Origin of the sequence: Rhodopirellula sp. P2, assembly GCF_028768465.1 — a bacterium.
Lineage (GTDB): Bacteria > Planctomycetota > Planctomycetia > Pirellulales > Pirellulaceae > Rhodopirellula.
This window is the reverse complement of sequence record NZ_CP118225.1, coordinates 3,553,844-3,578,729: the sequence shown is the minus strand read 5'-3', so window position 1 is coordinate 3,578,729 and position 24,886 is coordinate 3,553,844. Positions and strand designations below refer to the sequence as shown.

Here is a 24,886-nt window from a genome sequence, read left to right as displayed (position 1 = left end):
AAATTGAACAGAGGGTAAAAGGAACGACGAATCGGTGGTAACCTGCCAATGGTAAGCTGCGTCGAGCTTTTCAAGAATCCCTTCCTTGCTCGAACTTCCCCGCAATGACCGTTTTTTTGACGCGAAAACGCTTCCTCGGTTGCTCATGACCTCCCTAGAAAACGACCTCGATCCCGGCGAAGCTCGCGAAGCCACGGGAGAACTGCTGGCTCACCTGCAACGGGTCGGCATCCGATTCATCCCCCAACCGAATGCGGAATCGGTCGAATCGTGGCAATCACGCTGGCAACAGACCGTCGCCCCCCCCACCGAGGAAGCTGCACTGCCCGAGGGCACGCAACCCACCCCCCCCTCAGTGGCCAGCACGGCAGCAGCCGATCCGGCAACGATCGCCCCGGACGTCAAAACCCCGCCCCGAGCCCCTCAACATCGCTTGCAACCGGTCGAGTCGTTCTCGGTCTCTGACGATCCCTACCCCGGAAAGAACCTGCCGATTGCCGACCGCGAAACGGAACTGGCCAATTTGGCGTCCGTCGTGGCGGGATGCACCAAGTGCAGCATGTTGGCCAAGTGCCGAACCCAAACGGTCTTTGGCGAAGGCAATTCTGCCGCCCGGTTTGCGTTCTTGGGAGAAGCCCCCGGTGCGGACGAGGATCGACTCGGGCGTCCGTTCATCGGACGTGCAGGGCAGTTGCTCGACAAAATGGTCCAAGCCTGCAAACTTCAACGCGAAGACATTTACTTGCTCAACACGGTCAAATGCCGACCGCCTGAGAACCGCAATCCGGAACCCACCGAACTCGACAATTGTCGCTCATACTATGAGCAACAGCTTCAGATTCTGCGACCTGAATACATCGTGTGCCTCGGTGCAATCAGCGCTCATTCGTTGCTGAAGACCAAACTGTCGGTCGGTCGACTTCGACAACAGTTCCACCAGTATCACGAGAGCAAGGTGCTGGTGATCTATCACCCCGCGTACCTGTTGAGAAATCCAGAGGCCAAGAAGGCGGCTTGGGCTGACCTTCAGCTGCTGATGCGGGACGCAGGTTTGGCGTGAGATCGACGCCAGCGTCGTCGCGGTGATGGGCGAGCGGTGCGTCAGGGTATTCCGTCCACCGAATTTCAGTCACACCGAATTTCAGTCACACCGAATTTCAGTCACACCGGTTCAGCTGACCGGAACGGCTGCTTCCTCTTCCTCTTCCGGCGTCGCTTCCATCCAGCTGTCGTCCTCGTCGTCGATGTCTTCGTCTTCCGCGGCTCCCGCTTGATCCCCCAGCTTGGCTCGCAACTCCAGCACTTCCTCACGGATGGTGTTGAACTGCATCGCCATTGCGGACCAATGGTCATCGTTGCGAAAGGAGATGTTGCGTCCTTCTTTGCCGTCGATCAGGTTTTGCATCTCGCGACGCATGCTGAAAATCGGCCCGGCAAATCGGTTGCTGACCTTCAAGACGTCGTAGATCATCAGCGGTCCGAGCACCAACAGTCCGGGAACCCAATAAATGGCCTCGTCAGTGAGGGACAGAAACAGGTCCGCTGTCGCGACACCGGGGTGGATCATCGACTGAGTGAAGAACTGAATCACCACGAAATAGGTCACACACGCGGTTCCATACAGAACGGCACGTAGAATCAACGCCACTTGGACATCGCTGTCGATGAGCAATTGCTGCCGAAGCGGACGTTTGGGTCGCTGGGATTTCATGGGAGCAAATCCAATTCAGTTGGCGATGGCGTCAGACGAATGGCTCAAGCTATTGCTTGTCTCGGTCACCAAAATGCTGATTCCCGCCGCGGCGGTCACGATGATCAGTGACAGCATCACGGCGTACTCGACGGCAGTGGGGCCATCTTCTTCGAGCAAAAATCGCTTGATCGATCGCAAGAAGGGTCGCTGGGACATGGAAAGGGTTTCATTCGGTTGTGAATCAATGCGGCAGGATCACGCTCCTACTCTGACGAAAACCTAGCCCGGCTTTGCCAGATGGGCGGGGCTTATCGAATCGGATTGTCGCTGAACCGTGAATTCGTGCCGGTCATTCGGACTGTAACGTTTGAATCGTTTTTTCTCGAACTGGAACACCGAGGAAGCCCCTCAAGGGAGGAATCCATGGGACTTGACATCCCAGCAATTCAAATCTGCAGAGAAAATGAACTCCCTAACCAAATAGAACCTGGCACGGGGACAAATCGCGATTGCGGACGAAGTATCCTGTAGAAACATCAGTTTGATCCCAGTTTGGTACCTCACCGCCTCAGGTCTTTATTGTGATGCGATTTCGATCGATCCTGCCTTCACGTCTCGCTGCCCCCTGCTCGAATTCAGGTCTCACCTCCGCAATGGTCTGCTTGACCGTCGGATTGGCGTGGATGCTGACCGCGTTCGCTTGCAACTCCGCCTCCGCTCAACCGCTGCCCAACCCCAAGCATGGTGACCCGACGGACAAGTTCCACCCGCTGGAACCCTGGTTGCCGACGCCCAACGTTTACCGAACAGCATCCGGTGCCCCGGGACCTCAGTACTGGCAACAACGCGCCGACTACGCCATCGACATCGTGTTGAATGACGAAAACCAATCGCTCAGCGGCAATTGCCAAATCACCTACCACAACCAATCCCCCGACACCCTGGATTACCTGTGGGTGCAACTGGATCAGAACCGATTCAAAAACGATTCCGTTGCGATCACCAGTCAAGCAGCCCCCGGAATCAGCTCTCAGGCGACATTCAAGTTCGTCGAAACCATGCTCGCTCAACAAGCCTTTGACGGTGGCTACAAGATCAGCTCCGTGACCGATGCCAAGGGCGATGTGATTGACCACCTGATCGTCGACACAATGATGCGAGTGGACCTGGACGCACCGCTTCCACCCGGCAAATCCACTCAGCTGAACATCGAATACAGCTACAACATTGTCGACGCGAAAATGATTCGTGCTCGGGGCGGCTACGAATTCTTCGAAGACGACAAAAACTACATCTACGAAGTCGCTCAGTGGTTCCCACGGATGGCGGCCTACACCGACTACACCGGCTGGCAACACCACCAATTCTTGGGCTCCGGTGAATTCACATTGGAACTGGGGGACTATGACGTTCGGATCGATGTCCCCGCCGACATGGTGGTCGCATCGACGGGCACCCTGAAGAACACCAACGAAGTCTTGAAACCAGAATGGAAGACTCGTTTGGCCAAGATGAAAAAGGGCGAAGACCCTGAATTCATCATCACCCCCGAAGAAGCGAAAGCAAACGAAAAATCAAAGTCCAAAGAACGTGCGACTTGGAACTTCACCGCCAAAAATGTTCGCGACTTTGCCTTCGCCGCCAGCCGCAAATTCATCTGGGACGCGATGCCCGTCAAAGTGGGCGACCAAACCGTGTTGGCCATGTCGTACTATCCCAACGAAGCCGAACCGCTGTGGAGCCAGTACAGCACCGAATCCATCGCTCACACACTGGAAGTCTACGGACGCTATTCCTTTGAGTATCCGTACGAGGTGGCGATCAGCGTCAACGGGCCGGTCTACGGCATGGAATACCCCATGATCTGCTTCAACGGCCCGCGTCCGGAAGACGACGGCACGTACAGCAAAGCCACCAAGTATGGACTGATCAGTGTCATCATCCACGAAGTCGGCCACAACTTCTTTCCGATGATCGTCAACAGCGACGAACGCCAGTGGACCTGGATGGACGAAGGACTCAACACGTTCCTGCAATATCTGACCGAGCAAGAATGGGAAGACAATTACCCCTCGCGACGTGGCCCACCCGAAAAGATCGTTCCCTACATGCGAGGCAGCAACCAACGGCCGATCATGACCAGCAGCGACGAGATCCTGCAATTTGGTTCCAACGCCTATGGAAAGCCTGCCACCGCACTGAACATCCTGCGGGAAACGGTGCTGGGCCGCGAACGGTTCGACTATGCGTTCTCGCAATACGCGAAACGCTGGAAGTTCAAACGCCCCACGCCCAGTGACTTTTTCCGCACGATCGAAGACGCCTCCGGAACCGACCTGGATTGGTTTTGGCGAGGTTGGTTCTACAGCACCGATCACGTGGACGTCTCCATCGAGGGCGTCGAACTGTATTTGATCGACAGTGGCGATCCAGACGAAACCGCCGAACGCAAACGCAAGCAGAAAGACGCTCGCGAAGACACCGTGAGCGATGAACGCAACCGCGCCCTGCCACTTCGTCGACGAATCGATTGGCGTCCCGGTTTGAAAGATTTCTACAACGCGGCGGACTACGACGAAGACAAAGTCGAAGAAAACGATCGCAAGAACTATCAAAAGTTCCTCGACAAACTGAGCGACGAACAACGCGCCATGCTGCGTCGGACCACCCGGTTCTACGTCATTCAGTTTGCCAACAAAGGTGGCTTGGTGATGCCAGTTCCATTGCGCATTCACTACGCTGACAACACGTCCGAGGATGTTCAGCTGCCGCCTGAAATCTGGCGTGTGAACAGTCAGTCCGTGAAGCGGTTGTTCCTGACCGAAAAGGAAATCGTTCGTCTGGAAATTGATCCCAAACGAGAGATCGCCGACACCGATGGCAGCAACAATCATTGGCCGCCAAAGTTGGAACCGAGCCGCTTCAAACTCTATCAATCCGGAAAATCCAGCAACCCGATGCGAAAGGCTGCTGAACAGGAAAAGGCCGAGCAGAAAAAGAAAGCGGAGCAGGAAAAGAAAGAGTCCCAGCCCAAAGCCGAGGACTCCAAACAGCCTGCAGACAAGCCGGATGCAGACAAGTCCGCCGAGCCCAAAAGCAAAAAGCCCGCCGACAAAAAGCCCGCCGATAGAAAGTCGGAAGACAAGAAGCCCGCCGACAAGAAGCCAGAAGCCAAGTCGTCAGAGGCCTCTGACGAATGATCGCCCTGGTCACCTGCAGTTGGCTCCTTCTGGGCGGGATGCTTTTGCATCCCACTCAAGAAACCCTGTGTGAACTTCAATGGAACCCGGAGACCGAGCGAATTGAAATTGCGTTTCGCTTGACCCTCGGGGACGAAGAACGTTTGCTAAAAGAAGCGGAGTCGACGCTCACCAAATTGCGAGCCCGACACTCAGCTTCCGATCCCAAATCCGAGGTGGATTCTCAATCCGCCGCGGAGGGCAAGGCGGCGCTTCAGCGGAAGCCTCAACAACTGGCGTTTGGCCGTCACATGACATTCGCCAATGACGACGCCTGCCTGCCGGCAGCCACCGTCGCCAACGCCGCGAAATATCGCTGGGTGGGACGCCGAGAAGAAGGCATCCACGTGTGGTGGTTTGCCGAGTACATGGTTGGGTCCGACGACGCCTCCGAAATCAAACCGCCCAGCCACGTGCGTTGTGATTTGTTCGTCGACAGGGCCCAGAACACCGTCCATCCCAGTGGACATGGGCCGCACGATGCGTTTCAAAACACATTCGTGATTCTGGGTCACCCCGTTCCGGTCTCCGCGGTGATCACACCGCGGGACCCGGTCGCAGAACTGAAATGGCCGGACTGATTTCGCCGGCCGCCCAGCTCAGGCTGCCATTCGAGCGTTTTGTGTCACTGCACTTCGACGCTGAGCGTTCGAGTGTTTGCCAGCGTTGGATGCTTCTTGAGCCAGCACTTCTTCGGCGAGCGATTGGTAGTCGATCGCTCCGTTGCTGTCGCTGGAGTAATCGAAGATCGATTGCCCAAAGCTGGGAGCTTCTGCCAATCGAATGTTGCGGCGGATCCGGGTGTCAAAGAACTTCGCACCCGAGAAGAACTCGCGTCCGTCCTTGGAAGCAGCGAAGAATTCATCGATGTCAGTGCTGACTTCGGCGGCCAATCTGGTGTTGGCGTCGTACATGCACAACACCACTCCGCTGAGCCGCAGTTTGTTGTTCATGCGTCGCGAAACGACTTCGATGGTTCGCAGCAGTTTGGACAAACCGTGCAACGCCAAGAAATGTGGTTGCAGTGGCAGGAAGACTTCCTCGACCGCGACCAAGGCGTTGAGCGTCAGAACACCCAAACTGGGTGGGCAGTCCAAGACCAAGTAGTCAAAGTCTTCCTCATCGTCGGCCAGCTTGTCGCTCAAAATCATCTCGCGACCGACTTCACCGGCCAACTCCATTTCAGCGGCAGCCAAGTCCAGGTTGGACGGAACCACAAACAGGTTTTCACCGACTTGCTGGCGTGCTTCGGAAAGCGAAACATCGCTGCACAAAACTTCGTACATCGAAGGCACACTGCCATCGATGGCAGTGATTCCAAGGTGCAACGACGCGTGCGCTTGTGGATCCAAATCCATCACACAGACGCGACGACCGGATCGAGCGAGCGCGGCAGCCAAATTGACGCTGCTGGTCGTTTTGCCCACACCACCTTTTTGATTGATGACAGCGATTGATCGCATGATGGCAATGCTCCTGAGTTACAAATGGTTAAGGGCGTGCGTTGAGATGGATCCGATCCAGATCGGGCAACCGATCAAGCGGTTCGCAGATCGTTGCTGAGGTCTTGGTAGGCCAAAAGAACGTCATACAAATCCGAGTCGATTCGCACCACATCATCTGCGAAATCCATCAGCCAAGTTCGGTTGCTCTGGCCCGCTTCGATCAACAATCGAGCCACTTGTGCCAGCGGCAACGAAACGGTTTTGGGCGTTTCCAATCCCGCCATGCGATCCAGTTCCATCTCGCGGCGAGCTTGTTTCAGGTCGGTGGAATCCGATTTCGATTGATGACGGGCAGTGAGGGATGTCACAGAGAGTCATTCCATTGACGAGTGTTTTCGGTTGGCATGGCCGCGAAGATTGGCAACCCGTGGACCAGGATGTAACAAGCCGAGCGGGTTCGACGCCAGGGCGTCGCGTGAAAGAAGTATCGACTGTGCCGACTGGGCAACTTGAGGAAAATTTGAGGGCAATGGTTTCCGCTTGAATCGGATCCAGAAAAAGCGGCCAAAAACATCCCGGTCTCGCACGACCATTGGCGTCCACCGGCGTTTTCTGGACAGATTCCTGGCTGCAAGGTGTTCCAGCTCGGACGACTTGTTGAACCACCCCCTCGGAAGCGATCATGATAGGAGCCCCAGACGCCCCGCCATTTTGTCGCTCGCGCCCCCTCCCAGAGGCTTTTCAATGCCAATGTCAAATCCACCGCCGGTCTCCGATCAGCCCAGCGAGTCCGAACTGCCCGCTGACAAGCAACCCGAGACAGCAGCCACACCGCCCAACCAAACCGCAACCGGACTGAAACAATCGATCATGGGCTGGTGTTTCAAACCCATGCCCGTGATGACGTTGGCCACCGAAGCCAAGAAGATCGGCTACACCGCTCTGGAAGGTGTCGGCGCCGAACACTACCCCGCGATCAAGGAACTGGGGCTCGACATTTCGTTGGTCGGCAGTCATGGCTTCCAAACAGGCCCCCTGGATCCCGCCAATCACCCAGCGGTGGAGCGATCACTCCGCAAGGGAATCGACTTGGCAGTGCAGTACGGTTCGCCCTCGGTCATCACGTTCACCGGAATGAGAACCCCCGGGATCACCGAGGAAGCGGCCTTTCGAAACTGCGTCGCCTGTTGGAAGCGGGTGACTCCCTACGCGGAGCAGCACGGCATCCAAATCGTCCTGGAACATCTCAACAGCGTGGATGACTCTCATCCCATGAAGGGGCACCCGGGATACTGGGGCGACGACATCCATCGGTGTGTGGACCTGATCCGTGCCGTGGATTCGCCAGCCATGAAACTGCTGTTTGACATCTACCATGTGCAAATCATGCACGGTGACGTGACCCGCCATATCCGCCGTTATCACGAATTTGCGGGGCATTATCACACCGCCGGCAATCCAGGCCGCGGAGAGCTGGATTTTAACCAAGAAATCAACTATCCACCTATCATCCGGGCCATTCGAGAGACCGGCTATACTGGATACCTCGCCCAAGAATTCATTCCCACCAACCCGGATCCGATCGCCTCCCTCCGCCAAGCATTCACGTTGTGTAACGTCTGATTTCTTGGACTCCCGCCACCGAACGTTGTCACCAGAACTTCGGTTCGCATTTTCGACCATGTCCGAAAAAACTCCCCCCAATCACCGACCGATCGACGCTTCGATCGACGACGCGAATCCGAATTCGGATCGTGATGCGGCGGAGGGGAATGCGTTGACCCGGCCGGGATTGCCAACCGCCGAATCCGATGATTCCAGCGACGAACGGGCAGGCGAATCCGGCGATTCGATCTTTGACCAAATTCGTCACTGCCATCCGAATCCCCAAGCGGCCACGGAACTGCTGGATGACCTGCATTTCGCCACCTTGGGTTTGCGCACCAACGAAAGCCGCCTGCACATCATCCGAACCGCCACCAAACGCAGCGCTGGTGCGCTCGCGTCGGTTCAGGTCAGCAAGCCTTCGACCATCAACGAATGTCACCTGGCCCGTGTGATCACGTCCGCCTATCGAGTGATGGATCCGCGGTACCGGATCGACCGGCATCAACAAGTCCAACTGGGGCGGATCCTTCCGTTCGAACTGGAAAGTGTTTCTTGCAAGTCGTTTTCGCAAGAAACCTTCTTCGCGACGACCGCCCAAGACTCATCGCTTCCAAACAATGTTCTGATCCCCCATCCCCCGGCCACCGCTCCCACCACCCCTCGCGGCCAATTGATTGACCTGGCCATTGAGGCCAGCGACCCAGGGAAGATTGCCGAAGCGGACACACCACCGACCAATTGGGTTCGAACCGTCGAAAGTTCGTTGCTGGACGACCTGCCGCCTCGAAACGAAGGCGAACAGGTTCTCGAAGAGATGCGTGCTCATCGAGGACGCTTGAAACGCTGGATGTCAGAGGTCCGCACACTGATCGGGCTCTCCGTCCTCTGTCTTGCTGCGACGTTCTACTTGGCCTACTGGCTCGGCGCTCGCCAGGCGAACCAATCGTCCACCGCCATCCATCCCACGGATCCGATTGCGAGTGTCCAGGCGGACGCCCCCGCACCCCAGACGCCTGAGTTGCCCGCGACGGAATCGGCCCCCAACAACGAGCCGCTCCCCCCGGAACTTGCTCCCGTTCCAACCTCCAAGGCGGTGACTCCCAGCGGTCCAGCCGTGGCAGAACTCGCCGCGGAGTTAGGGAACGAATCATCCACGCCCCAATCCAACATCCCCCAGCCGGATCCCCGACCGGCCATGGAGCAATCCGACATCGTGACCCGTGTCGATGTGGCGGCCATCGCCGAGACGGAACCTGCCTCCCCCGGCGGTGAATCGCCAGCCGCTGCCATGGAAATGTCTCCCGTGTCGGATGCCCCGGCCTCGGACGCTCCTTCCGCCAGCTCAACCGCCGACAATTCCCCTGCGATCAAATCACCGTCGCCCGCTGAAACACGGCCCCCGAGTGAAGTTGCTCCCGAGCGTCGCGAACCGCGATGGACAGACGCCCAGATCAGCGAAGCGACCCAGGAATTGTGGGACGAGACCGAACGGGCCTCCCGGCGTTTCCAGTTGACGGAAGCTGCCGGACTGATCGACCAGTGGGAACTGATCGCGGAACTGGCCGGCAATGGATCACTGGAACACGTCGCCGCGATGCATCTCAGCTTGCGAGCCAGTTGGCTGGCCGAGCCGTTTGAAACGACCTGCCAACGTGCCCAGGACTTGGCCGCGTTGACCGCCGCGGTGACGGGATCCGCAACACCAGAACCATCCGCCTCGGTGACGGAGACCCCATTCACTTGGTCCGACCCAATGGTCCGCCAGTTGATTGAGAGCTGGCGTGTCTGTCGCTTGACCATTTCCACCACCGACCACCTCAATCATTTGCTCTTGCGCTCCAATGAGTTGTTGGACCAATTGATTCTGAACAATCAAAATCAGTGGTGCTCTTCGTTCGGGTTCGACGCGGAACGGTTGATCGCGTTCACGACCGACGAACAGTCCCGCATTGAACTCGAGGATCTGCTGGCATCCGCCAAAACGCTACCGACGGGCGCCGAACTGGAACGCATGAAGCAGTCCGACGCATCGGCAGGCGTTCTGGGTCGAACACTGTGCCTGCATCTTCGCCGCTGGGACGAGGGCGTGCCGTTGATGTGCAACGCGTCCGATTCGCGTCTGGCATCGGTTTCGAAAGCCGAAATGCAGTGGCGAGAAGCACAACATCCGCCCGCAGCAGAAGACGTCGATCGAACACGTGGCGAACTGGGGGTCCGATGGTCAAAGATTGCCAGCCACTACGGTGGTCGAGACGCCGCCTCCATCCGATTGCATGCTTTGGAACTGCTTGAAGGACTGGAAGAGTACGCAGACCAACGCGCTGAGATCCTTGACTTGCTGCCGCGTTACATGACCGCCAGCCTGTCAAAAGCGTCTGCCACTCAAAGCCTGTCCGCTCCGGTTCGCTTGTCGCGGTTGCGATAGCCGACTCAGCCACCTCGCAGCCCATCGACGGAGACCGCTATGACCGACGGCATCGAATCCCTGTTGCCGCCTGCCGTCGCGATCATCCTGGCCCTGATCACTCGCCGTGTCTTGGTGCCGTTGACGATCGGCATCCTGGTCGGCACCGCAACATTGGCCTCGCGTGAATCCAGCGGCCCGCTCAGCGTTCTCACGGGGACCGCTTCACGCTTCATTCAAACGATTGACCAATCGGTCCGTGACTGGGATCACCTGCACGTTCTGGCCTTCACGCTGTTACTGGGAGCCATGGTTGGCGTGCTGGAATCCTCGGGCAGCATGGCTCGGATGATCTCCGGTTGGACTCGCCGCGTCTCCACCCGTCGCGGTGGACAATCCCTGATTGGGTTCACAGGGCTGCTGATTTTCTTCGATGACTATGCCAACACGTTGCTGGTGGGCGGAACGATGAGAACCACGGCCGATCGCTATGGAATCTCCCGGGCCAAGCTGGCCTACTTGGTTGATTCCACCGCCGCGCCCGTCGCTGGCCTAACGCTCGTGAGCACCTGGGTCGCAACCGAACTGAGCTACCTGCAAGAAGGACTCGCCGACGCCGGCATCGAAGCCACCAACATGACGTTCTCCGTGTTTCTGCAGAGCCTTCCGTATCGCTTTTACCCGTTGTTGGCACTCTGGTTTGTGTTCGTCATCGCCACGTCGGGCCGAGACTTTGGGCCCATGTGGGCCGAAGAAAATGCGGCCGTTCAAAAGCCTAGGTCACACCACCGACAATCGTCCGCCGGATCCTGGCCCGACATTTTCGCGGCAGTCATGCCCGTCGGGATCTGCCTGATCGTGATCAGTGTTGTGCTCGTCACCACCGGACTGCAGGAACCCGCCGCATCCGAAATGTCTCTGTGGCAGTACTTCGGTCATGTGATCGGTTCCGGCAATTCCTACCTCGCACTGGTCGCTGGAGGAGCCGCGGGATTGATCGCAGCGGGCACCCTCGCGATCGCTCTCAGTGGCGTCTCCTGGGAATTGGTCGTCATGGGCTCGGCAAAAGGCATGCTGCAGATGCTGCCTGCCATGGCAGTGCTCTGGCTGGCCTGGGCGTTGTCTTCCTTAACCGGCGAAGACCAACTCAATACCGGCGGGTACCTCGCCTCGATCCTGAACGAACGTCTTCCCGTCGAATGGTTGCCAACCTGTGTTTTTCTGCTGGCGGCATTCATCGCGTTCTCAACGGGAACCAGTTGGGGAACGATGGCCATCCTGACACCTCTCGCCGTTGCCTTGTCAATCAATCTTCAACAGGCACTGTTGGTGCCGGAGACGCTGCTGGCCGCGTCCGACACGGCTGCCTCATTGGCGATGTCACCCATTTGCCTGGCAACCTTCAGCAGTGTTCTGGCAGGTGCAATCTTCGGCGACCATTGCTCCCCTTTGTCGGACACAACGGTGTTGTCCAGTCGTGCCTGTGACTGCAATCACGTGCTTCATGTTCGCACACAAATGCCATACGCCTTGGTCGTGGGCGTCACCTGCATCCTCTTCGGAACCCTTCCCGCATCCTGGGGCGTCTCCCCCTGGATCAGCTTGCTGATCTCCGCCGCTGTGCTTTGGGTGATCGTTCGAGTGCTCGGCAAACACCCCCAACCGGCATCCAGCTAGCCGAGTTTGCGGGTTCTGACAGATGTTCCGATTCAAAATCAAGTCGAAGCCTTCCAGGGCTTCCTTCGATTGAGCTGCCATCCTGAATTGCCGATGAAAGAGGAGTGAAGTCCCCGGTAGTTCGTCACACCAATCAGTTTGCGTGGCAGGTTTCCAATCGAAATGCAAAGCTCTGTGACCATGAATCCTGCGGAAGATCGCGGACTGACCAAAGCAGCCATCTTGCTGATGAGCCTTCCCACGAAGGTTGCCGCCAAGGTCCTGGGGCAACTGCCGCCGCGATTGATCGAAACGATCAGTATCAAAATCGCTCAAATCGATTCGGTCGGTGGCGACGAACAAGAAGTCGTGATCGCCGAGTTCTTGACCAGCAAAGCGAGTTCGATCTACGCCAGCCCCGGTGGACTGGAACGCGCCAAAGAACTGATCAAAGAAGCACTGGGCCGCGATGCCGGCGAACTGATCGGCAATTTGCAACAAACGATCGAGGCGATGCCTTTCGGCTTCGTCAAAAAGGTCGACACGCAAACGCTGCTCCAGTTCATCGGAGAGGAACACCCCCAAACGATCGCCTTGCTGCTCTCGCATGTTCCCTCTTCCTACGCCGCCGAAGTTTTGGGTGGACTCGACAGCGTGAAACAGCTTGAGGTGATCCGCCGAATCGCCGCCATCGGAAGAACCAGCCCCACGGCGGTCTCCGAACTGGAACGAGGCCTCGAACTTCGACTCAGCAACATGGTCAACCAGCAACACAGCAACACTGGTGGTGTGGAAAGCGTTGCCGAAATACTCAACGTGGTCGAACGCGCCATCGAGCGGACGATCATGGAATCACTGGGACGCGAAGATCCAGAATTGTCAGAAGACATTCGGCGTCTGATGTTTGTCTTCGAAGACATTTCCAAACTGGGCGACCGGGACATCCAAGCGTTGCTCAAGAATGTCGAGACCGCGCAGTGGGCGATGGCACTCAAGGGTGCCAGCGAGACGCTTCAGCAAAAAGTCCTGCGAAACATGAGCTCGCGAGCCGCCGAGAACCTGCAAGAAGAAATGGGGTACCTGGGCAGCGTGCGGATCAGCGAAGTCGAATCCGTGCAACAAAAGATCGTCGACATCGTCCGCCATCTCGAGGACACCGGCGAAATCTCACGTCCGACCGGCGAAGCCGAAGAAGAGTACGTGACCTAACGCTTCGTGCTCTCGCTGCAAACAGGCTCCTCGGACACCGAGCCATCCTTCGCCGCCAACCGATTTGACTTGATCCCAAACGGTTGCATTGCCCCGGGACACTGCTGCCCCGTCAGAAAAAACCGGTTCCCCTCACCAATTCGATTGAAGCATTTGACCGGTCCGATCCGATACTCCTTGTACCATGGATTGGGAGGGTGGAACGATCGGTGCCATATCGTTCCAGCAATGATAGGGCCATGGTGAGGCAGGGAGGGCTTCACCATGGCCCTTCCCTTGCGCAGACAGCTCCCGCTGCGATCGTCCAAACATGGTTCGCGAGATCGCTTGGCCTGTTCGGATCGGCACCTTCAATCGGCCGCCTCTCCAATCTCAAGAAGACAGCCCGACGAGGGCCAACTTGAGAGACCTCCCCGCGGGAACGGCTGCCCCAGGGCGTCAGCCCAATGCCATCTACTTTAGAACCAACCAAGGGGATTTTGTTAGCGGAACGGCGCGAGCCGTCCGGTAGAACGTGGGTGTTTTCCGGCGCGTCACCGGACGGCTCGCGTCGTTCCGCTACAAAGTAGATGGCATTGGGCGTCAGCCAATTCGCACGGCCCAGACGCGGAACGTCAGGTCGTTTGCTTGGGTGCCTCTGATCGAAAAGGCTTCCCAGCTCGGTAGAGGTCAAGTCGAGAACGAAACTCTTTGGTCAACTCTTCATCGGTGGAAAGCCCGATTGCCTTCTCTTGATATTTGACAGCCTCATCAAACTTCCCCACCTCGGCGTAGGCAGCTGCAAGTGTGTCGAGTTGGTCTGCCTGCTTCCAGTGGCTCAGCAGATTGGCTCTCTTTGCGTCCTCGATCGCTTTCGGTCCATCCCGGAATGCGCCAACGGGGGAGGTCGCCAGGATCCATGCCCGACCACTGTACGCTGCTGCAAGTTCTGGAGCGATCAAAATCGCTTCGTTGTAGTCCGCCAAGGCTCTCTCGTTGTCGCCCTGTTCCACTAACAGCGTGCCTCGGTTGACATAGGCCGACGCACTTCCGGGATCGATCGCGATCGCTTTGTCGTAGTCAGCCAAGGCCTCCTCGAGCTCGCCCTTGAGTCGCCACAGATTCCCCCTGCTGAAGTGTGCGTCCCCATCCTTCGGCTCGAGGGCAATGGCTTCGTTGAGATCCGCCAAGGCTCGGTCGTGATCTCCCCGAGCGGTCAACACAAAGCTTCGGCACTTGAACGCAAACGCGTTGTTGGGACTCAGAGCAATGGCAGCGGTGAACTCAGCAATCGCCTTGTCCAGCTCACCTTGATTGTAGAATTCCACCCCCAGGTTGCATCTTTCCTTCGCAGCATCGGCTTGCCCGAAAGCCGCGGTGCCAATCAGACAGGCGACTAGCACCAAAACAAAACGCATCGACGTTCTCTTTTTTAAGAGGGATCAAACACAGGACGACCTGACACATCTGTCCCGACCGTTCCGACGTCCTTCCTCAATCTTGAGCGGGCGCGACGGGTTCCATTGTCGCTCGAATCACCCCGCGGTAAAGATCACCATCCGTTTGCCAGGGATCCCCGCCTCCATTTCGCCCGGAGCGGCGCAGATGAAATCCACGCACAATGAACTTCGAACGAAGCTGCCCCGTTTTCTCCAAGCACTCGAACAGGTAGTCCCGCTCGGTATCAACATCCGCCGCGGTGACGTGAGTGATTTGTCCCGTCGTTCGGCTGAGGCCGACGCGCTCGTCATAGACAGCCGACCCGATCCATTGGGGGCGTCCATCGTCGCTCAACTCATTGCTCTTCCAAAAACGCACGTGATGTCGATGCCGCGGGTTATCGCCGACCGGTTGCTCAAAAGCAAAATCTTCCTTGCGTCCATCCAGATACAAACTGCTGACCGGCGCAGCGTCATCGGGCCTGGAGAGAACCGTGTCAGCAGCAATCTCCAGGTCACTCTTGAGTCCCAATGCAGACGCCGCATACCAGCCCGCAGCATGCATGATCGATTCGAGTTCGAACTCCGTTCCGATCAACGCCACGTTCAGCGGGTCACCGGGGTGATGATCCCCTGTCTCCGTGATCCGCGGCACATCATCCAACGCAGGATCCACCCGCGCGATACTCTGCCAGACGAGCGGGGCGACCAGGTACGCCAAAATGCCCCAAATCAATCCCAAGCCAATCAGCAAGTGAATGACTCGGCGGCGGCGAGACAGAGACGACTGAGACAGAGCAGATTCTTCGTTCAATTTCGATGTCTTCCAATGCGATGGGTGAAAAGAGATTCCGCGTGACACGCGTTCAGCGCTGGACGGTTGATCGTTCACTTCCAAAAGTCCAACTCCGTGGCTCGGCCCGTTGGGACTGTGGCGTGCGTGATTGGTGGGGCCGTCTCGTTCGTAGTTCGTAGGCCGGACCAAGCGAAGCGCCGTTCCGGCAGCATGCGTTGTTAGCTCGAATGGCTTGAGGAACCCTTTCGGTGCAATCCTGCCCCGGGGCAGAAAGGGAACAAGGCGAAAACTCACATCCAAGCCAACGCCGCGGTCGTTCCGGTTGCGTACCAGAACCGCCGCGAATGGCAAATGGCTCACATGCCCGAATGACTCTTGCCACGCCGCTTCGTCCCAGCATTTGCCGCAATAGAAGCATCGTCATCGTTTCCATTGAAAAACAACGAGGCATTAACAATCGGCATTGTCCCCAGGTTCGTCCCCACGATCAGACGCTCGAGTTCGCGTATCAATTCGTTTCGCAATTCAAGCTGATGTTCGGTTGGCTCTGGCATTCTGGTTTCAACCTCGTCGAGAGGGGAATCGATCGAATCATTTGCCGGTGTCTCCCATGGGGTAATCCAGCGAGAACTCACTCTGGGGACGTTCAAGGAATTCATCCAGCACAGGCGAATAGGTCTGAACGTCAATCCTGTTTTCGCCAGGGCGGAACGTCATGATGCGCAAGAAACCGCTCCCCGCCTGGATCCTTGGAACGTCCCAGTACCAGTAGTCGGCCTGAACCTGATGGACAGCGTTCCCATGCTTGCCCTTGCTGGTCAGTCGGTTTTCCATCGCATGCCCCGACAGAACCAGAAAGATGTTTTCATGGCGACTGACAAAGTCTTGCCAAATGGCCTCTCCTGAATTCCCCTGCACCGCGTATTGGTCAGCACTCGATCGCTGCCCGTTTTTGCTGGTCAGGTAAGCATGCGTGACAACGATGGTTCGGCAATCCGCATGCTCGGAAACAACCTCGTTGGCCCATGCAAGGACCTTGTCGCGAGGTTTGAATTCGAGAGCAAGAATGAGAAACTTCATCCCACCTGCGTTTAGAAAGACGTAGTAATTCTCGATCTTCCCCTCTTCCTGAAAATGCAGGCTCTTTTCACCGCCGAACTGTGACCGATACAACGGATTTTCGGTGAATCGCGAGGGCGAGAAATAGGCGTTGACCAAACTGTCACGCGAATAACTGGTGCGCCGGTGCTGAGGTGAATATCCCATGTCATGATTCCCCGAACACAGGACATACGGAACGTGATTGTCAATCACTTTGAAAGCGTCATTCGCGATCTTCCACTCTTCATCGTGATCCGTCTGAGTGATATCACCCACATGCACCGCCATGACGATGTTCAATCTCTTCTGATTCTGCTTGATCCACTCCGTCTGTTCAAAGAAGCAGAATCGTTGATCACCGATGCCAGGCCAGTGCTTTTGAGTTTCGCGATGCCTGACGTCGGCGTAACCCTGAGTGTCAGGCAGAACGACCAGCGTGAAGGAATCCGGCCCTGGTTCGGCGTCCTCATTCGCACCAATCGCGTCTTGCCCCATCAAGGAAAAAGGCTGGCAACAAGCAAGCACCAGCAAGACGAACACCAGCAATGTCGATCGTTTCAAAACATTTCCCTTCTTTGACCGGCGTCATGCAAATCCCCTATCATTCTCAGGAAGCCGCCCCCCGTTTGCAAGCATTTTACCAGGGACCTGAACACAAACCTGGGGCCACCCACAAACTTTAGCAGCGGCAGTGACCCGCTGTTGCCACAGGAGGACACCTCGGATGCTCATGAGCAACGAATTGCGAGCTTGCACACGAAAGAACCTCGGTATTGGCCGGCAGCGCGCAGCCGTCAACTCAGACGGAATTCAGGGGCAATCGTCGGCTTGGAAAACGGCTGGATCAGTCCGATGACAATCCAAGCGGGTTTTCGTGGGCGCAAAGCCAGTGCTGGCCACACCGTATCGCCTCTTTCGCGAGGCTCTCAGGAGTTCCCGCTGCTCGCTTGAAGACTCGCCCAAACTTGCACACGACATCGCACCAGCCGGTCGCATCCAACCCGATTCGGCTCAAGATCGGGGACAAGTGTTCCGGGATCACTCCCACCTTCCCGTCTCGCAACTGCCGCCCGGTCCAGTCGAGCAATTCCAAATACTGAGCCATTGAAACGCTTAAGAATCCCTTGGAGCTCGCCCTGCGTCCAGAGCTCTCTAAGCACGGCCCCACCGGATCATCCTGTTCGTTGATCTCAATCGGGCTCATCCAACCACTCTTACGACGCCGCCGACTGCGTTCCCAGTCGTGAGTGTTGGGCCGAGTGCGATCTTCCCGCTCCGCCAAGTCGTCGATCCGATCCTTCGCTCCGGTGTAATCACTGGTTTCCGGCGTTTTAGCGATGGCGGCGCGGATCGGATTGAGGTCCACGTACGCCGCACAAGCCAGCAAACTCGCCTCATCAAGAAGATTTTGCAGCTTGTATCTGCCCTCCCAAAATCGGCCGGTGCACTCATCCTCCCGGTTGGCTCGCCGAGCAATATTCTCCGCCGTACACCGCATCCACCAACTCACATCGGATAGCCGCTGACGCCGTTCGGCTAGCACCTCAGGTTGATTGACGATCATGTCAATCTCTGGCTTGGACGGAATCTCCGGTGAACCGTCAGGCTTGCGACGATGGGGAAACAAACGCAACCAACGACGGGCAACTTCTTCGTCCGTCCAAGCCGCCACCACGTCCGGACGGCTACGCAGCACGATGTGCAAATGATTGCTGAGCACCGTGTAGGTCAAGCAATCGATTCCAAAGACACTTGCGAGGAACTCCAGTCGATCACGAATCCACTGCCGCCGATGTTCAAACGATTGCCCCGAGAACGGGTCATCGCCGCACAAGAATGCTCGCCGGACGCACCGCTGAACAGCATGGAAGACTTGGATTTCTGAGGGGTCAGCAACTTCGTAACGAGGTTTGCGAGCCATGAGATGTCTCCGGCGAGAGGAAGCGATACCGCAATCCTACGCACGACACCGCAATAGGCAAGACAGAAAGTGGGTGGCCCCTTCTCACGTCAAGAAGATTTTGCAGCTTGTATCTGCCCTCCCAAAATCGGCCGGTGCACTCATCCTCCCGGTTGGCTCGCCGAGCAATATTCTCCGCCGTACACCGCATCCACCAACTCACATCGGATAGCCGCTGACGCCGTTCGGCTAGCACCTCAGGTTGATTGACGATCATGTCAATCTCTGGCTTGGACGGAATCTCCGGTGAACCGTCAGGCTTGCGACGATGGGGAAACAAACGCAACCAACGACGGGCAACTTCTTCGTCCGTCCAAGCCGCCACCACGTCCGGACGGCTACGCAGCACGATGTGCAAATGATTGCTGAGCACCGTGTAGGTCAGGCAATCGATTCCAAAGACACTTGCGAGGAACTCCAGTCGATCACGAATCCACTGCCGCCGATGTTCAAACGATTGGCCCGTGAACGGGTCATCGCCGCACAAGAATGCTCGCCGGACGCACCGCTGAACAGCATGGAAGACTTGGATTTCTGCGGGATCAGCAACTTCGTAACGAGGTTTGCGAGCCATGAGATGTCTCCAACGAGGGGAAGCGATACCGCAATCCTACGCACGACACCGCAATAGGCAAGACAGAAAGTGGGTGGCCCCTTCTCAGCCCCTATTTCGCGAGTAATGTCGATGACGCCTTTGCCATCCGTAAACAGTGGGCCAAGGTGATAATCGTTCTTCCTGCGGGCAAACGTTCGAATCTCCATTGCGACGGGAGCGCCGGTGTATTGCGAATCGCCGGTCTCTTTCGGATCAAGTGACCACGTCACGACGTTTATGGTGATTCGATGTGGGAGTATTAGCTGTCCCATTGCTTTCACTGTGACACGAGTTGCGGCATAACGTAATGCGTAACCGGGAACGCGCGGGAAAGTTTCTAACGGCCAAATCGCTTAGCTCGCGTTCTCCGGTTCACGCGAGGGTTACTCGCCGGTTTGAGCAGTGTCCGGATTGCGAAAATATCGAAGGACATTGCTTGCCGTACGCGGGATGCCGCAGCCGAAAACGATCAACGTCGGCATGAAAGCAGCAAAAGTCATTGCGCGAGCGGGATGTTCGAGAGCAACCCTCCATCTTAGCAAATAAAAATCAAGGGAGATCAAGATGCAAACAGAAATCGCGATTGCCCGTGTCAGCAGTGGACGTCGATGCAGTGGCATTGTTGAGAATGAAGTCAGGTGCAAACCTGGGGCCACCCACAAACTTTAGCAGCGGCAGTGACCCGCTGTTGCCACAGGAGGACACCTCGGATGCTCATGAGCAACGAATTGCGAGCTTGCACACGAAAGAACCTCGATATTGGCCGGCAGCGCGCAGCCGTCAACTCAGACGGAATTCAGGGGCAATCGTCGGCTTGGAAAACGGCTGGATCAGTCCGATGACAATCCAAGCGGGTTTTCGTGGGCGCAAAGCCAATGCTGGCCACACCGTATCGCCTCTTTCGCGAGGCTCTCAGGAGTTCCCGCTGCTCGCTTGAAGACTCGCCCAAACTTGCACACGACATCGCACCAGCCGGTCGCATCCAAGCCCATGCGGCTCAAGATCGGAGACAAGTGTTCGGGGATCACCCCCACCTTCCCGTCTCGCAACTGCCGCCCGGTCCAGTCGAGCAATTCCAAATACTGAGCCATTGAAACGCTTAAGAATCCCTTGGAGCTCGCCCTGCGTCCAGAGCTCTCTAAGCACGGCCCCACCGGATCATCCTGTTCGTTGATCTCAATCGGGCTCATCCAACCACTCTTACGACGCCGCCGACTGCGTTCCCAGTCGTGAGTGTTGGGCCGAGTGCGATCTTCCCGCTCCGCCAAGTCGTCGATCCGATCCTTCGCTCCGGTGTAATCACTGGTTTCCGGCGTTTTAGCGATGGCGGCGCGGATCGGATTGAGGTCCACGTACGCCGCACAAGCCAGCAAACTCGCCTCATCAAGAAGATTTTGCAGCTTGTATCTGCCCTCCCAAAATCGGCCGGTGCACTCATCCTCCCGGTTGGCTCGCCGAGCAATATTCTCCGCCGTACACCGCATCCACCAACTCACATCGGATAGCCGCTGACGCCGTTCGGCTAGCACCTCAGGTTGATTGACGATCATGTCAATCTCTGGCTTGGACGGAATCTCCGGTGAACCGTCAGGCTTGCGACGATGGGGAAACAAACGCAACCAACGACGGGCAACTTCTTCGTCCGTCCAAGCCGCCACCACGTCCGGACGGCTACGCAGCACGATGTGCAAATGATTGCTGAGCACCGTGTAGGTCAAGCAATCGATTCCAAAGACACTTGCGAGGAACTCCAGTCGATCACGAATCCACTGCCGCCGATGTTCAAACGATTGCCCCGAGAACGGGTCATCGCCGCACAAGAATGCTCGCCGGACGCACCGCTGAACAGCATGGAAGACTTGGATTTCTGCGGGATCAGCAACTTCGTAACGAGGTTTGCGAGCCATGAGGTGTCTCCAACGAGGGGAAGCGATACCGCAATCCTACGCACGACACCGCAATAGGCAAGACAGAAAGTGGGTGGCCCCTTCTCACGTCAACGACGACGTGTGCAGGACGCTTTCGACGGAAGTACGAAGCAATCAATGCGATTAGGGAAACCGTACCGAATACCCATCCTGCACCCGCCTCCCCGATTAGCCAGTCGATAAAAGCGTCAATGCTCAAAATTCAAATCCAAATAACGGTAGAAATCACGGGGGACGGGGAAAAGACTTGCAAGCAGACGAGAAAACGGACCACCCGTCCTCCCGTGCATTTCATGGTTCTGCCTTCTTCGTCTACAGGCTCATAATAGACGACGCATCGCCCGTCAGGGCGTCAACCTGCACTGATTTAACGGGACTAAACGCAATCCAATCTTCTTCGCCGGTTTCGTCGAATTCCAGTATCACGTGCCAAACAGGTGAACCCTTCTCGTCAAGTAGAACCCCGTCGATCACAGTGAACGCGGCGAGGCCAATGGATTTACCGTGGCTAGAAGCGGCGTCGTACGCCGCTTGGCGTGACAAAAGGTTGTACGTGCTGCCAGACCACTCAGGTGTCTCTTGATCAGAGAGTCGTGCGTATGAAGCGTTGGTCGTCCAGTGCCCGTCCTTGTCAAACGAGAAGATGTCGCCATTCCGAAGCAGCAAATGATTGACGTAGTCATTCAGCCCAAGTTCGATCAAGCGTGTTCCATCAACCGCTTCTGTTTCTGTCATGTAATGCGGGTCACTGGGCTCTGTGTCCGCTGACCGGAATTGAGTGTACCGGTCACCCTCAAAACTCTCACAAAGCTCAACTACATATTCAACACCAGCAGTGATTCCTAGTCGGTCCCATGAGACAGAACCTCGCTGTATGGGCTGAGCCGGGTCATGCCAGTCCCAGCCGCAAGTGAAGCACTGTTCAGCGGCATCGCTGATTAATGAATGACAGTAGCGGCAAACGGCCATATTGCTTTCGTTTGTCTCTTAATGGCAGAACGGTGAGCGTCACCTGGCGGTGGCGGTCAGTGTGATTGGAAAGTGAGGTTGGTCTCCACCACCGCTCAGTGTGCACGCAATGGTTATTCGTTCACGCGTGACCGGTGCAGGAGCGAGCGCACCACGATCCTGGAAGACGTCGAAACAATTGCGTGGTTCGGAATTCATCGTATCAGGTTTGCGACGTTGGCGCGGCAAGTTGCGCGGATGATCGAGCCGCAACCTGGGGCACAATTCGAACCGGCAAGCGAGCACGGAATCTACGCTGCTCGCGACCTGAATCGAATGCTGAACGAGCATTGGATCGAGTCCCACATGTCGCAGTGTTTCGTCCGCCGATACGAGCATGAGTCAGTCGAATAACGGCACGCGTCAGCGGGGACGGGCGAAAGACTTGCAAGCATACCAAAACGCCTGCCACCCGTCCTCCGTTGCACGCGATGGTTATCCGCGTCTTACTGGCTCTCACATCTGTAGTTCGGGTCAATCTGGCCAGCGGAAGTCTATGTGGTCATGGGAATCTCGGAAAACCCGGAGGGTCCCCAGCGAATCTGCTTCGTCGGAACTGAATTCGATCCAGCCCTCAGCAACGTCACCGGTCTCTACATCCTCAACATTGACTATTGTCCCGTGTTTCAAGTCTAGCAGTTTGACGGTACGTGAACTTGACGCCGCAACTAGTACATCCAAGGCGGATGTTTGCTCAAGATTGATCATCACGCTCCTGTCAGACTCGTTTTTGATCGTGATTGCCGGTTTGTCTTCGCGGTTTCGCGACGGCGTAGCCAACGACTCGCGCAGCTCGCCTTCGGGTGTGCAGCCGAGTGCAACAGAGATGAAGGCGATTGGGAGAGCGAGCGCACGCATGAACTTCAGTCGGATAACGGTACGCGTAACCGGGAACGCGCGGAAAAGCTTCTAACGGCCAAATCGCTCAGCTCGCGTTCTCCGGTTCACGCGATGGTTATTCGTCGCGTTGGGCTCCAGACGGCCAAGTCGTGCGAATATCTCTTAGATGTTTGGGTGGATCGATCTCTGTATCGTCGATAAATCCGTGGTCGGATAGAATCCCATCTTTGACGAGCTTGACGATATAGGCATCAGTCAAGTCTTCAAAGCCATCGATATCGTCAGTCGCCACGTCATGAAACGGCGAAGGCCCGATGTCTGGAACAAATGCAATTCGATCGCCTGGATAGTTGAATACAAATGCGGTCGTCATCGCGGCCGTCACGGGGCAACATGTCAGTTCCGACTGCTTCCAAGCAGGTAAGCGATAGAACGAAAGTTTTACTCGCCGGTCAGCGTTCGCCAGTTCGTAAGTCACGCCCATCTACGGTCCTCAGTCGAATAACAATAGATTCAACCCTACTCAGTAGGGTCGTATTCGGGAAATTGCATGATACGGGGTAAGTGAGTTGGGGTGTTTGACCAATATCACTCAACTCACTCCCGTGCTCAAAATCTTACTTGCTGCGTGTTGCTGCGGCAATGTTGCCACTCCTGGAAGTCGTTCGGACGACACCAGCGGGCTTTGAGGTGGACGTGGCATCGACGGACGATGTCAGCAAAAGTGACCGAATACGGTTTCCGAAATGGCTTCGGCGGTACGCACTCACGCATCCCAAGGGGCTGACGAAGGAACTGCCCGTGAATCGCGAGACGGTCCAGCGATTTTCGCGTCCTTCATGGAGGTTGGGGCGACTTTCGCGTCCTGCATTGCTCCCTGGCGACGGAGAACGCGTTTGTACGGTGGGGGAAGCGGTTGGGAATGGCTGTTATCAAGCCATGTGTTTTGGATTGAGTTTGGCCGTTGCCCAATGAGCGAGAAGGCTCTCGTTTGTGGGAGCCGTGGGCTATCGCCCATCGGCTGATCGCTCTCGCTGCGAAGGGTGTTGAGTCAGCGGTGAGGAGTGCTGGGCGGCGGGGAGAAGGTGCGTGCGGCCTTGCCAACGCGGCGGTTTTCGAAGCAGGAGGAAGGAAGAGGAAGGGGGGGAGAGAGACGCAAGAAACAGCCGTCGGTAACTCGTGCGGTTACCGACGGCTGCTGTTGTGAACCCTGGCGGGATGATCGTCGCAGGGCACCGCCATGACACCAATGCAGAGCGGGGTTGGCCTACAGTCGGCGAATGCGGATGTTCCGATACGAAACTTCGTCGTTGTGATCCTGCAAACAAATGTGACCTTCAGTGGGTTCACCAAAGCCTTCCCACTGGCCGAACTTGGACTTGGCAACGCGTTCGTTCCAGTCATCGCTGCCTTTGACGAACTCGCAGTAGAGGACTCCGTTGACTGCAATCTCGCATTTCTCAGGGGTGATCAACACACGCAGGTGATTCCATTCGCCGACCGGTTTCGTGGCATCCGTGTCGGAAGAATACAATTGGTACAACCAACCGCACTTCTGTGGATCGTGGCCGCCCTTGTGGTCTTGGATCTGAATCTCAGGTCCGGTGTAGTAGGGCGGCTTCTTTGTTTCGACGACATGAAACATCACGCCGCTGTTCGCAGCAGGGGTGACCTTGAAGTCAAGTTCCAACTCAAAGGCAGCGAACTTTTCTTTGGTGATGATGTTTTCACCACGAGCCTCTTTGCCTTGATCCTTGCGAGAAATGCAAGTCAGCGCGTCGCCGTCGACCTTCCAGCCGGTCGTCACCGAATCGCGATTGTATTCGCGCCAGGCATCCAAGTTGCTGCCATCAAAGAGCGTCTCCCACTTCCCAGCTTGAGCTGTGACATCCTCCGCCATGGCAGTTTGCGGCAGGAGAGAAAGATTCGAAAGGGCAAGGACCGCGGCAGCAAAGAAGAACGTTTTCATCGGCAGATGGAGGGTAA

General features: G+C 56.7%; 22 protein-coding genes. 7 read left to right on the top strand and 15 right to left on the bottom strand.

Going from position 1 to position 24,886, the window contains the following annotated elements; all coding sequences use genetic code 11:
• The first annotated feature begins 85 nt into the window (after positions 1-85).
• Positions 86-1,060 carry a uracil-DNA glycosylase gene (locus PSR62_RS12715; RefSeq protein WP_274408124.1) on the top strand — a complete coding sequence of 325 codons (975 nt, stop codon included), beginning with the start codon at positions 86-88 and terminating at the stop codon, positions 1,058-1,060.
• Between the two features lie 111 nt (positions 1,061-1,171).
• Here PSR62_RS12715 and PSR62_RS12710 read toward each other — a convergent pair whose 3' ends face one another.
• Positions 1,172-1,711, bottom strand: coding sequence for a hypothetical protein (locus PSR62_RS12710; RefSeq protein WP_274408123.1), 540 nt, complete (start codon positions 1,709-1,711; stop codon positions 1,172-1,174).
• A 15-nt stretch (positions 1,712-1,726) separates the two neighbouring features.
• The gene (locus PSR62_RS12705) at positions 1,727-1,909 is read right to left on the bottom strand and encodes a Flp family type IVb pilin (protein ID WP_274408122.1); all 183 of its coding nucleotides are present in this window, start codon (positions 1,907-1,909) and stop codon (positions 1,727-1,729) included.
• A gap of 368 nt (positions 1,910-2,277) precedes the next feature.
• On the opposite strand from PSR62_RS12705, the gene PSR62_RS12700 reads away from it, so the two are divergent.
• Together PSR62_RS12700 and PSR62_RS12695 are read left to right on the top strand one after the other, a co-directional pair.
• Entirely contained in the window at positions 2,278-4,893 is a 2,616-nt protein-coding gene (locus PSR62_RS12700; protein ID WP_274408121.1) for a M1 family aminopeptidase, read from the top strand.
• Positions 4,890-5,513, top strand: a complete 624-nt coding sequence (locus PSR62_RS12695) for a DUF6702 family protein (protein WP_443217396.1) — start codon at positions 4,890-4,892, stop codon at positions 5,511-5,513. Before PSR62_RS12700 ends, PSR62_RS12695 begins: the two co-directional genes overlap by 4 nt.
• Positions 5,514-5,531: 18 nt before the next feature.
• Here the strand turns inward: PSR62_RS12695 and PSR62_RS12690 are convergent, their stop codons facing one another.
• Complete coding sequence (locus PSR62_RS12690) at positions 5,532-6,395, bottom strand: ParA family protein (protein ID WP_274408119.1); 864 nt, start codon at positions 6,393-6,395, stop codon at positions 5,532-5,534.
• A 74-nt stretch (positions 6,396-6,469) separates the two neighbouring features.
• The gene (locus PSR62_RS12685; protein WP_047816906.1) at positions 6,470-6,745 is read right to left on the bottom strand and encodes a hypothetical protein; all 276 of its coding nucleotides are present in this window, start codon (positions 6,743-6,745) and stop codon (positions 6,470-6,472) included.
• A 382-nt stretch (positions 6,746-7,127) separates the two neighbouring features.
• Between PSR62_RS12685 and PSR62_RS12680 the strand changes: the two genes are divergently transcribed.
• The 4 genes from PSR62_RS12680 (at position 7,128) to fliG (ending at position 13,254) form a co-directional block, all read left to right on the top strand.
• On the top strand, positions 7,128-8,000 hold the full coding sequence (locus tag PSR62_RS12680; RefSeq protein WP_274408117.1) for a TIM barrel protein: 873 nt from the start codon (positions 7,128-7,130) through the stop codon (positions 7,998-8,000).
• A gap of 58 nt (positions 8,001-8,058) precedes the next feature.
• Positions 8,059-10,410, top strand: a complete 2,352-nt coding sequence (locus tag PSR62_RS12675) for an SANT/Myb-like DNA-binding domain-containing protein (protein WP_274408116.1) — start codon at positions 8,059-8,061, stop codon at positions 10,408-10,410.
• Positions 10,411-10,449: 39 nt separating this feature from the next.
• Positions 10,450-12,066, top strand: a complete 1,617-nt coding sequence (locus PSR62_RS12670) for a Na+/H+ antiporter NhaC family protein (RefSeq protein WP_274408115.1) — start codon at positions 10,450-10,452, stop codon at positions 12,064-12,066.
• Between the two features lie 180 nt (positions 12,067-12,246).
• Complete coding sequence (gene fliG / locus PSR62_RS12665; RefSeq protein ID WP_443217424.1) at positions 12,247-13,254, top strand: flagellar motor switch protein FliG; 1,008 nt, start codon at positions 12,247-12,249, stop codon at positions 13,252-13,254.
• A gap of 614 nt (positions 13,255-13,868) precedes the next feature.
• Here fliG and PSR62_RS12660 read toward each other — a convergent pair.
• The 11 genes from PSR62_RS12660 to PSR62_RS12610 form a co-directional block, all read right to left on the bottom strand.
• Positions 13,869-14,651, bottom strand: coding sequence for a tetratricopeptide repeat protein (locus PSR62_RS12660; protein WP_274408112.1), 783 nt, complete (start codon positions 14,649-14,651; stop codon positions 13,869-13,871).
• A gap of 76 nt (positions 14,652-14,727) precedes the next feature.
• The gene (locus tag PSR62_RS12655; RefSeq protein ID WP_274408111.1) at positions 14,728-15,486 is read right to left on the bottom strand and encodes an LssY C-terminal domain-containing protein; all 759 of its coding nucleotides are present in this window, start codon (positions 15,484-15,486) and stop codon (positions 14,728-14,730) included.
• 338 nt (positions 15,487-15,824) lie between these two features.
• Positions 15,825-16,022, bottom strand: coding sequence for a hypothetical protein (locus PSR62_RS12650; protein ID WP_274408110.1), 198 nt, complete (start codon positions 16,020-16,022; stop codon positions 15,825-15,827).
• A gap of 37 nt (positions 16,023-16,059) precedes the next feature.
• Positions 16,060-17,130, bottom strand: a complete 1,071-nt coding sequence (locus PSR62_RS12645; RefSeq protein WP_274408109.1) for a metallophosphoesterase — start codon at positions 17,128-17,130, stop codon at positions 16,060-16,062.
• Positions 17,131-17,413: 283 nt separating this feature from the next.
• Complete coding sequence (locus PSR62_RS12640) at positions 17,414-18,490, bottom strand: hypothetical protein (RefSeq protein WP_274408108.1); 1,077 nt, start codon at positions 18,488-18,490, stop codon at positions 17,414-17,416.
• Positions 18,459-19,103: a hypothetical protein gene (locus tag PSR62_RS12635; RefSeq protein WP_274408107.1), complete on the bottom strand. Its 645-nt coding sequence runs from the start codon at positions 19,101-19,103 to the stop codon at positions 18,459-18,461. The genes PSR62_RS12640 and PSR62_RS12635 overlap by 32 nt, the downstream gene beginning before the upstream one ends.
• Positions 19,104-19,954: 851 nt before the next feature.
• Positions 19,955-21,031, bottom strand: a complete 1,077-nt coding sequence (locus PSR62_RS12630) for a hypothetical protein (RefSeq protein WP_274408105.1) — start codon at positions 21,029-21,031, stop codon at positions 19,955-19,957.
• Between the two features lie 333 nt (positions 21,032-21,364).
• On the bottom strand, positions 21,365-21,787 hold the full coding sequence (locus tag PSR62_RS12625; protein ID WP_274408103.1) for a hypothetical protein: 423 nt from the start codon (positions 21,785-21,787) through the stop codon (positions 21,365-21,367).
• A 747-nt stretch (positions 21,788-22,534) separates the two neighbouring features.
• A complete protein-coding gene (locus PSR62_RS12620; RefSeq protein ID WP_274408102.1) occupies positions 22,535-22,918 on the bottom strand; it encodes a hypothetical protein in 384 nt (127 codons plus the stop codon).
• 97 nt (positions 22,919-23,015) lie between these two features.
• The gene (locus PSR62_RS12615; protein ID WP_274408101.1) at positions 23,016-23,378 is read right to left on the bottom strand and encodes a hypothetical protein; all 363 of its coding nucleotides are present in this window, start codon (positions 23,376-23,378) and stop codon (positions 23,016-23,018) included.
• Positions 23,379-24,167: 789 nt separating this feature from the next.
• On the bottom strand, positions 24,168-24,869 hold the full coding sequence (locus PSR62_RS12610) for a 3-keto-disaccharide hydrolase (RefSeq protein ID WP_274408099.1): 702 nt from the start codon (positions 24,867-24,869) through the stop codon (positions 24,168-24,170).
• Positions 24,870-24,886 lie beyond the last annotated feature (17 nt).

Excerpts from the sequence above, each read along its gene's own strand:
- PSR62_RS12710 (WP_274408123.1), bottom strand. The coding sequence starts at position 1,711 with ATGAAATCCCAGCGACCCAAACGTCCGCTTCGGCAGCAATTGCTCATC.
- PSR62_RS12705 (WP_274408122.1), bottom strand. The coding sequence starts at position 1,909 with ATGTCCCAGCGACCCTTCTTGCGATCGATCAAGCGATTTTTGCTCGAA.
- PSR62_RS12700 (WP_274408121.1), top strand. The coding sequence starts at position 2,278 with ATGCGATTTCGATCGATCCTGCCTTCACGTCTCGCTGCCCCCTGCTCG.
- PSR62_RS12695 (WP_443217396.1), top strand. The coding sequence starts at position 4,890 with ATGATCGCCCTGGTCACCTGCAGTTGGCTCCTTCTGGGCGGGATGCTT.
- PSR62_RS12690 (WP_274408119.1), bottom strand. The coding sequence starts at position 6,395 with ATGCGATCAATCGCTGTCATCAATCAAAAAGGTGGTGTGGGCAAAACG.
- PSR62_RS12680 (WP_274408117.1), top strand. The coding sequence starts at position 7,128 with ATGTCAAATCCACCGCCGGTCTCCGATCAGCCCAGCGAGTCCGAACTG.
- PSR62_RS12675 (WP_274408116.1), top strand. The coding sequence starts at position 8,059 with ATGTCCGAAAAAACTCCCCCCAATCACCGACCGATCGACGCTTCGATC.
- PSR62_RS12670 (WP_274408115.1), top strand. The coding sequence starts at position 10,450 with ATGACCGACGGCATCGAATCCCTGTTGCCGCCTGCCGTCGCGATCATC.
- fliG (WP_443217424.1), top strand. The coding sequence starts at position 12,247 with ATGAATCCTGCGGAAGATCGCGGACTGACCAAAGCAGCCATCTTGCTG.
- PSR62_RS12660 (WP_274408112.1), bottom strand. The coding sequence starts at position 14,651 with ATGCGTTTTGTTTTGGTGCTAGTCGCCTGTCTGATTGGCACCGCGGCT.
- PSR62_RS12650 (WP_274408110.1), bottom strand. The coding sequence starts at position 16,022 with ATGCCAGAGCCAACCGAACATCAGCTTGAATTGCGAAACGAATTGATA.
- PSR62_RS12640 (WP_274408108.1), bottom strand. The coding sequence starts at position 18,490 with ATGGCTCGCAAACCTCGTTACGAAGTTGCTGACCCCTCAGAAATCCAA.
- PSR62_RS12635 (WP_274408107.1), bottom strand. The coding sequence starts at position 19,103 with ATGGCTCGCAAACCTCGTTACGAAGTTGCTGATCCCGCAGAAATCCAA.
- PSR62_RS12630 (WP_274408105.1), bottom strand. The coding sequence starts at position 21,031 with ATGGCTCGCAAACCTCGTTACGAAGTTGCTGATCCCGCAGAAATCCAA.
- PSR62_RS12625 (WP_274408103.1), bottom strand. The coding sequence starts at position 21,787 with ATGACAGAAACAGAAGCGGTTGATGGAACACGCTTGATCGAACTTGGG.
- PSR62_RS12620 (WP_274408102.1), bottom strand. The coding sequence starts at position 22,918 with ATGCGTGCGCTCGCTCTCCCAATCGCCTTCATCTCTGTTGCACTCGGC.
- PSR62_RS12610 (WP_274408099.1), bottom strand. The coding sequence starts at position 24,869 with ATGAAAACGTTCTTCTTTGCTGCCGCGGTCCTTGCCCTTTCGAATCTT.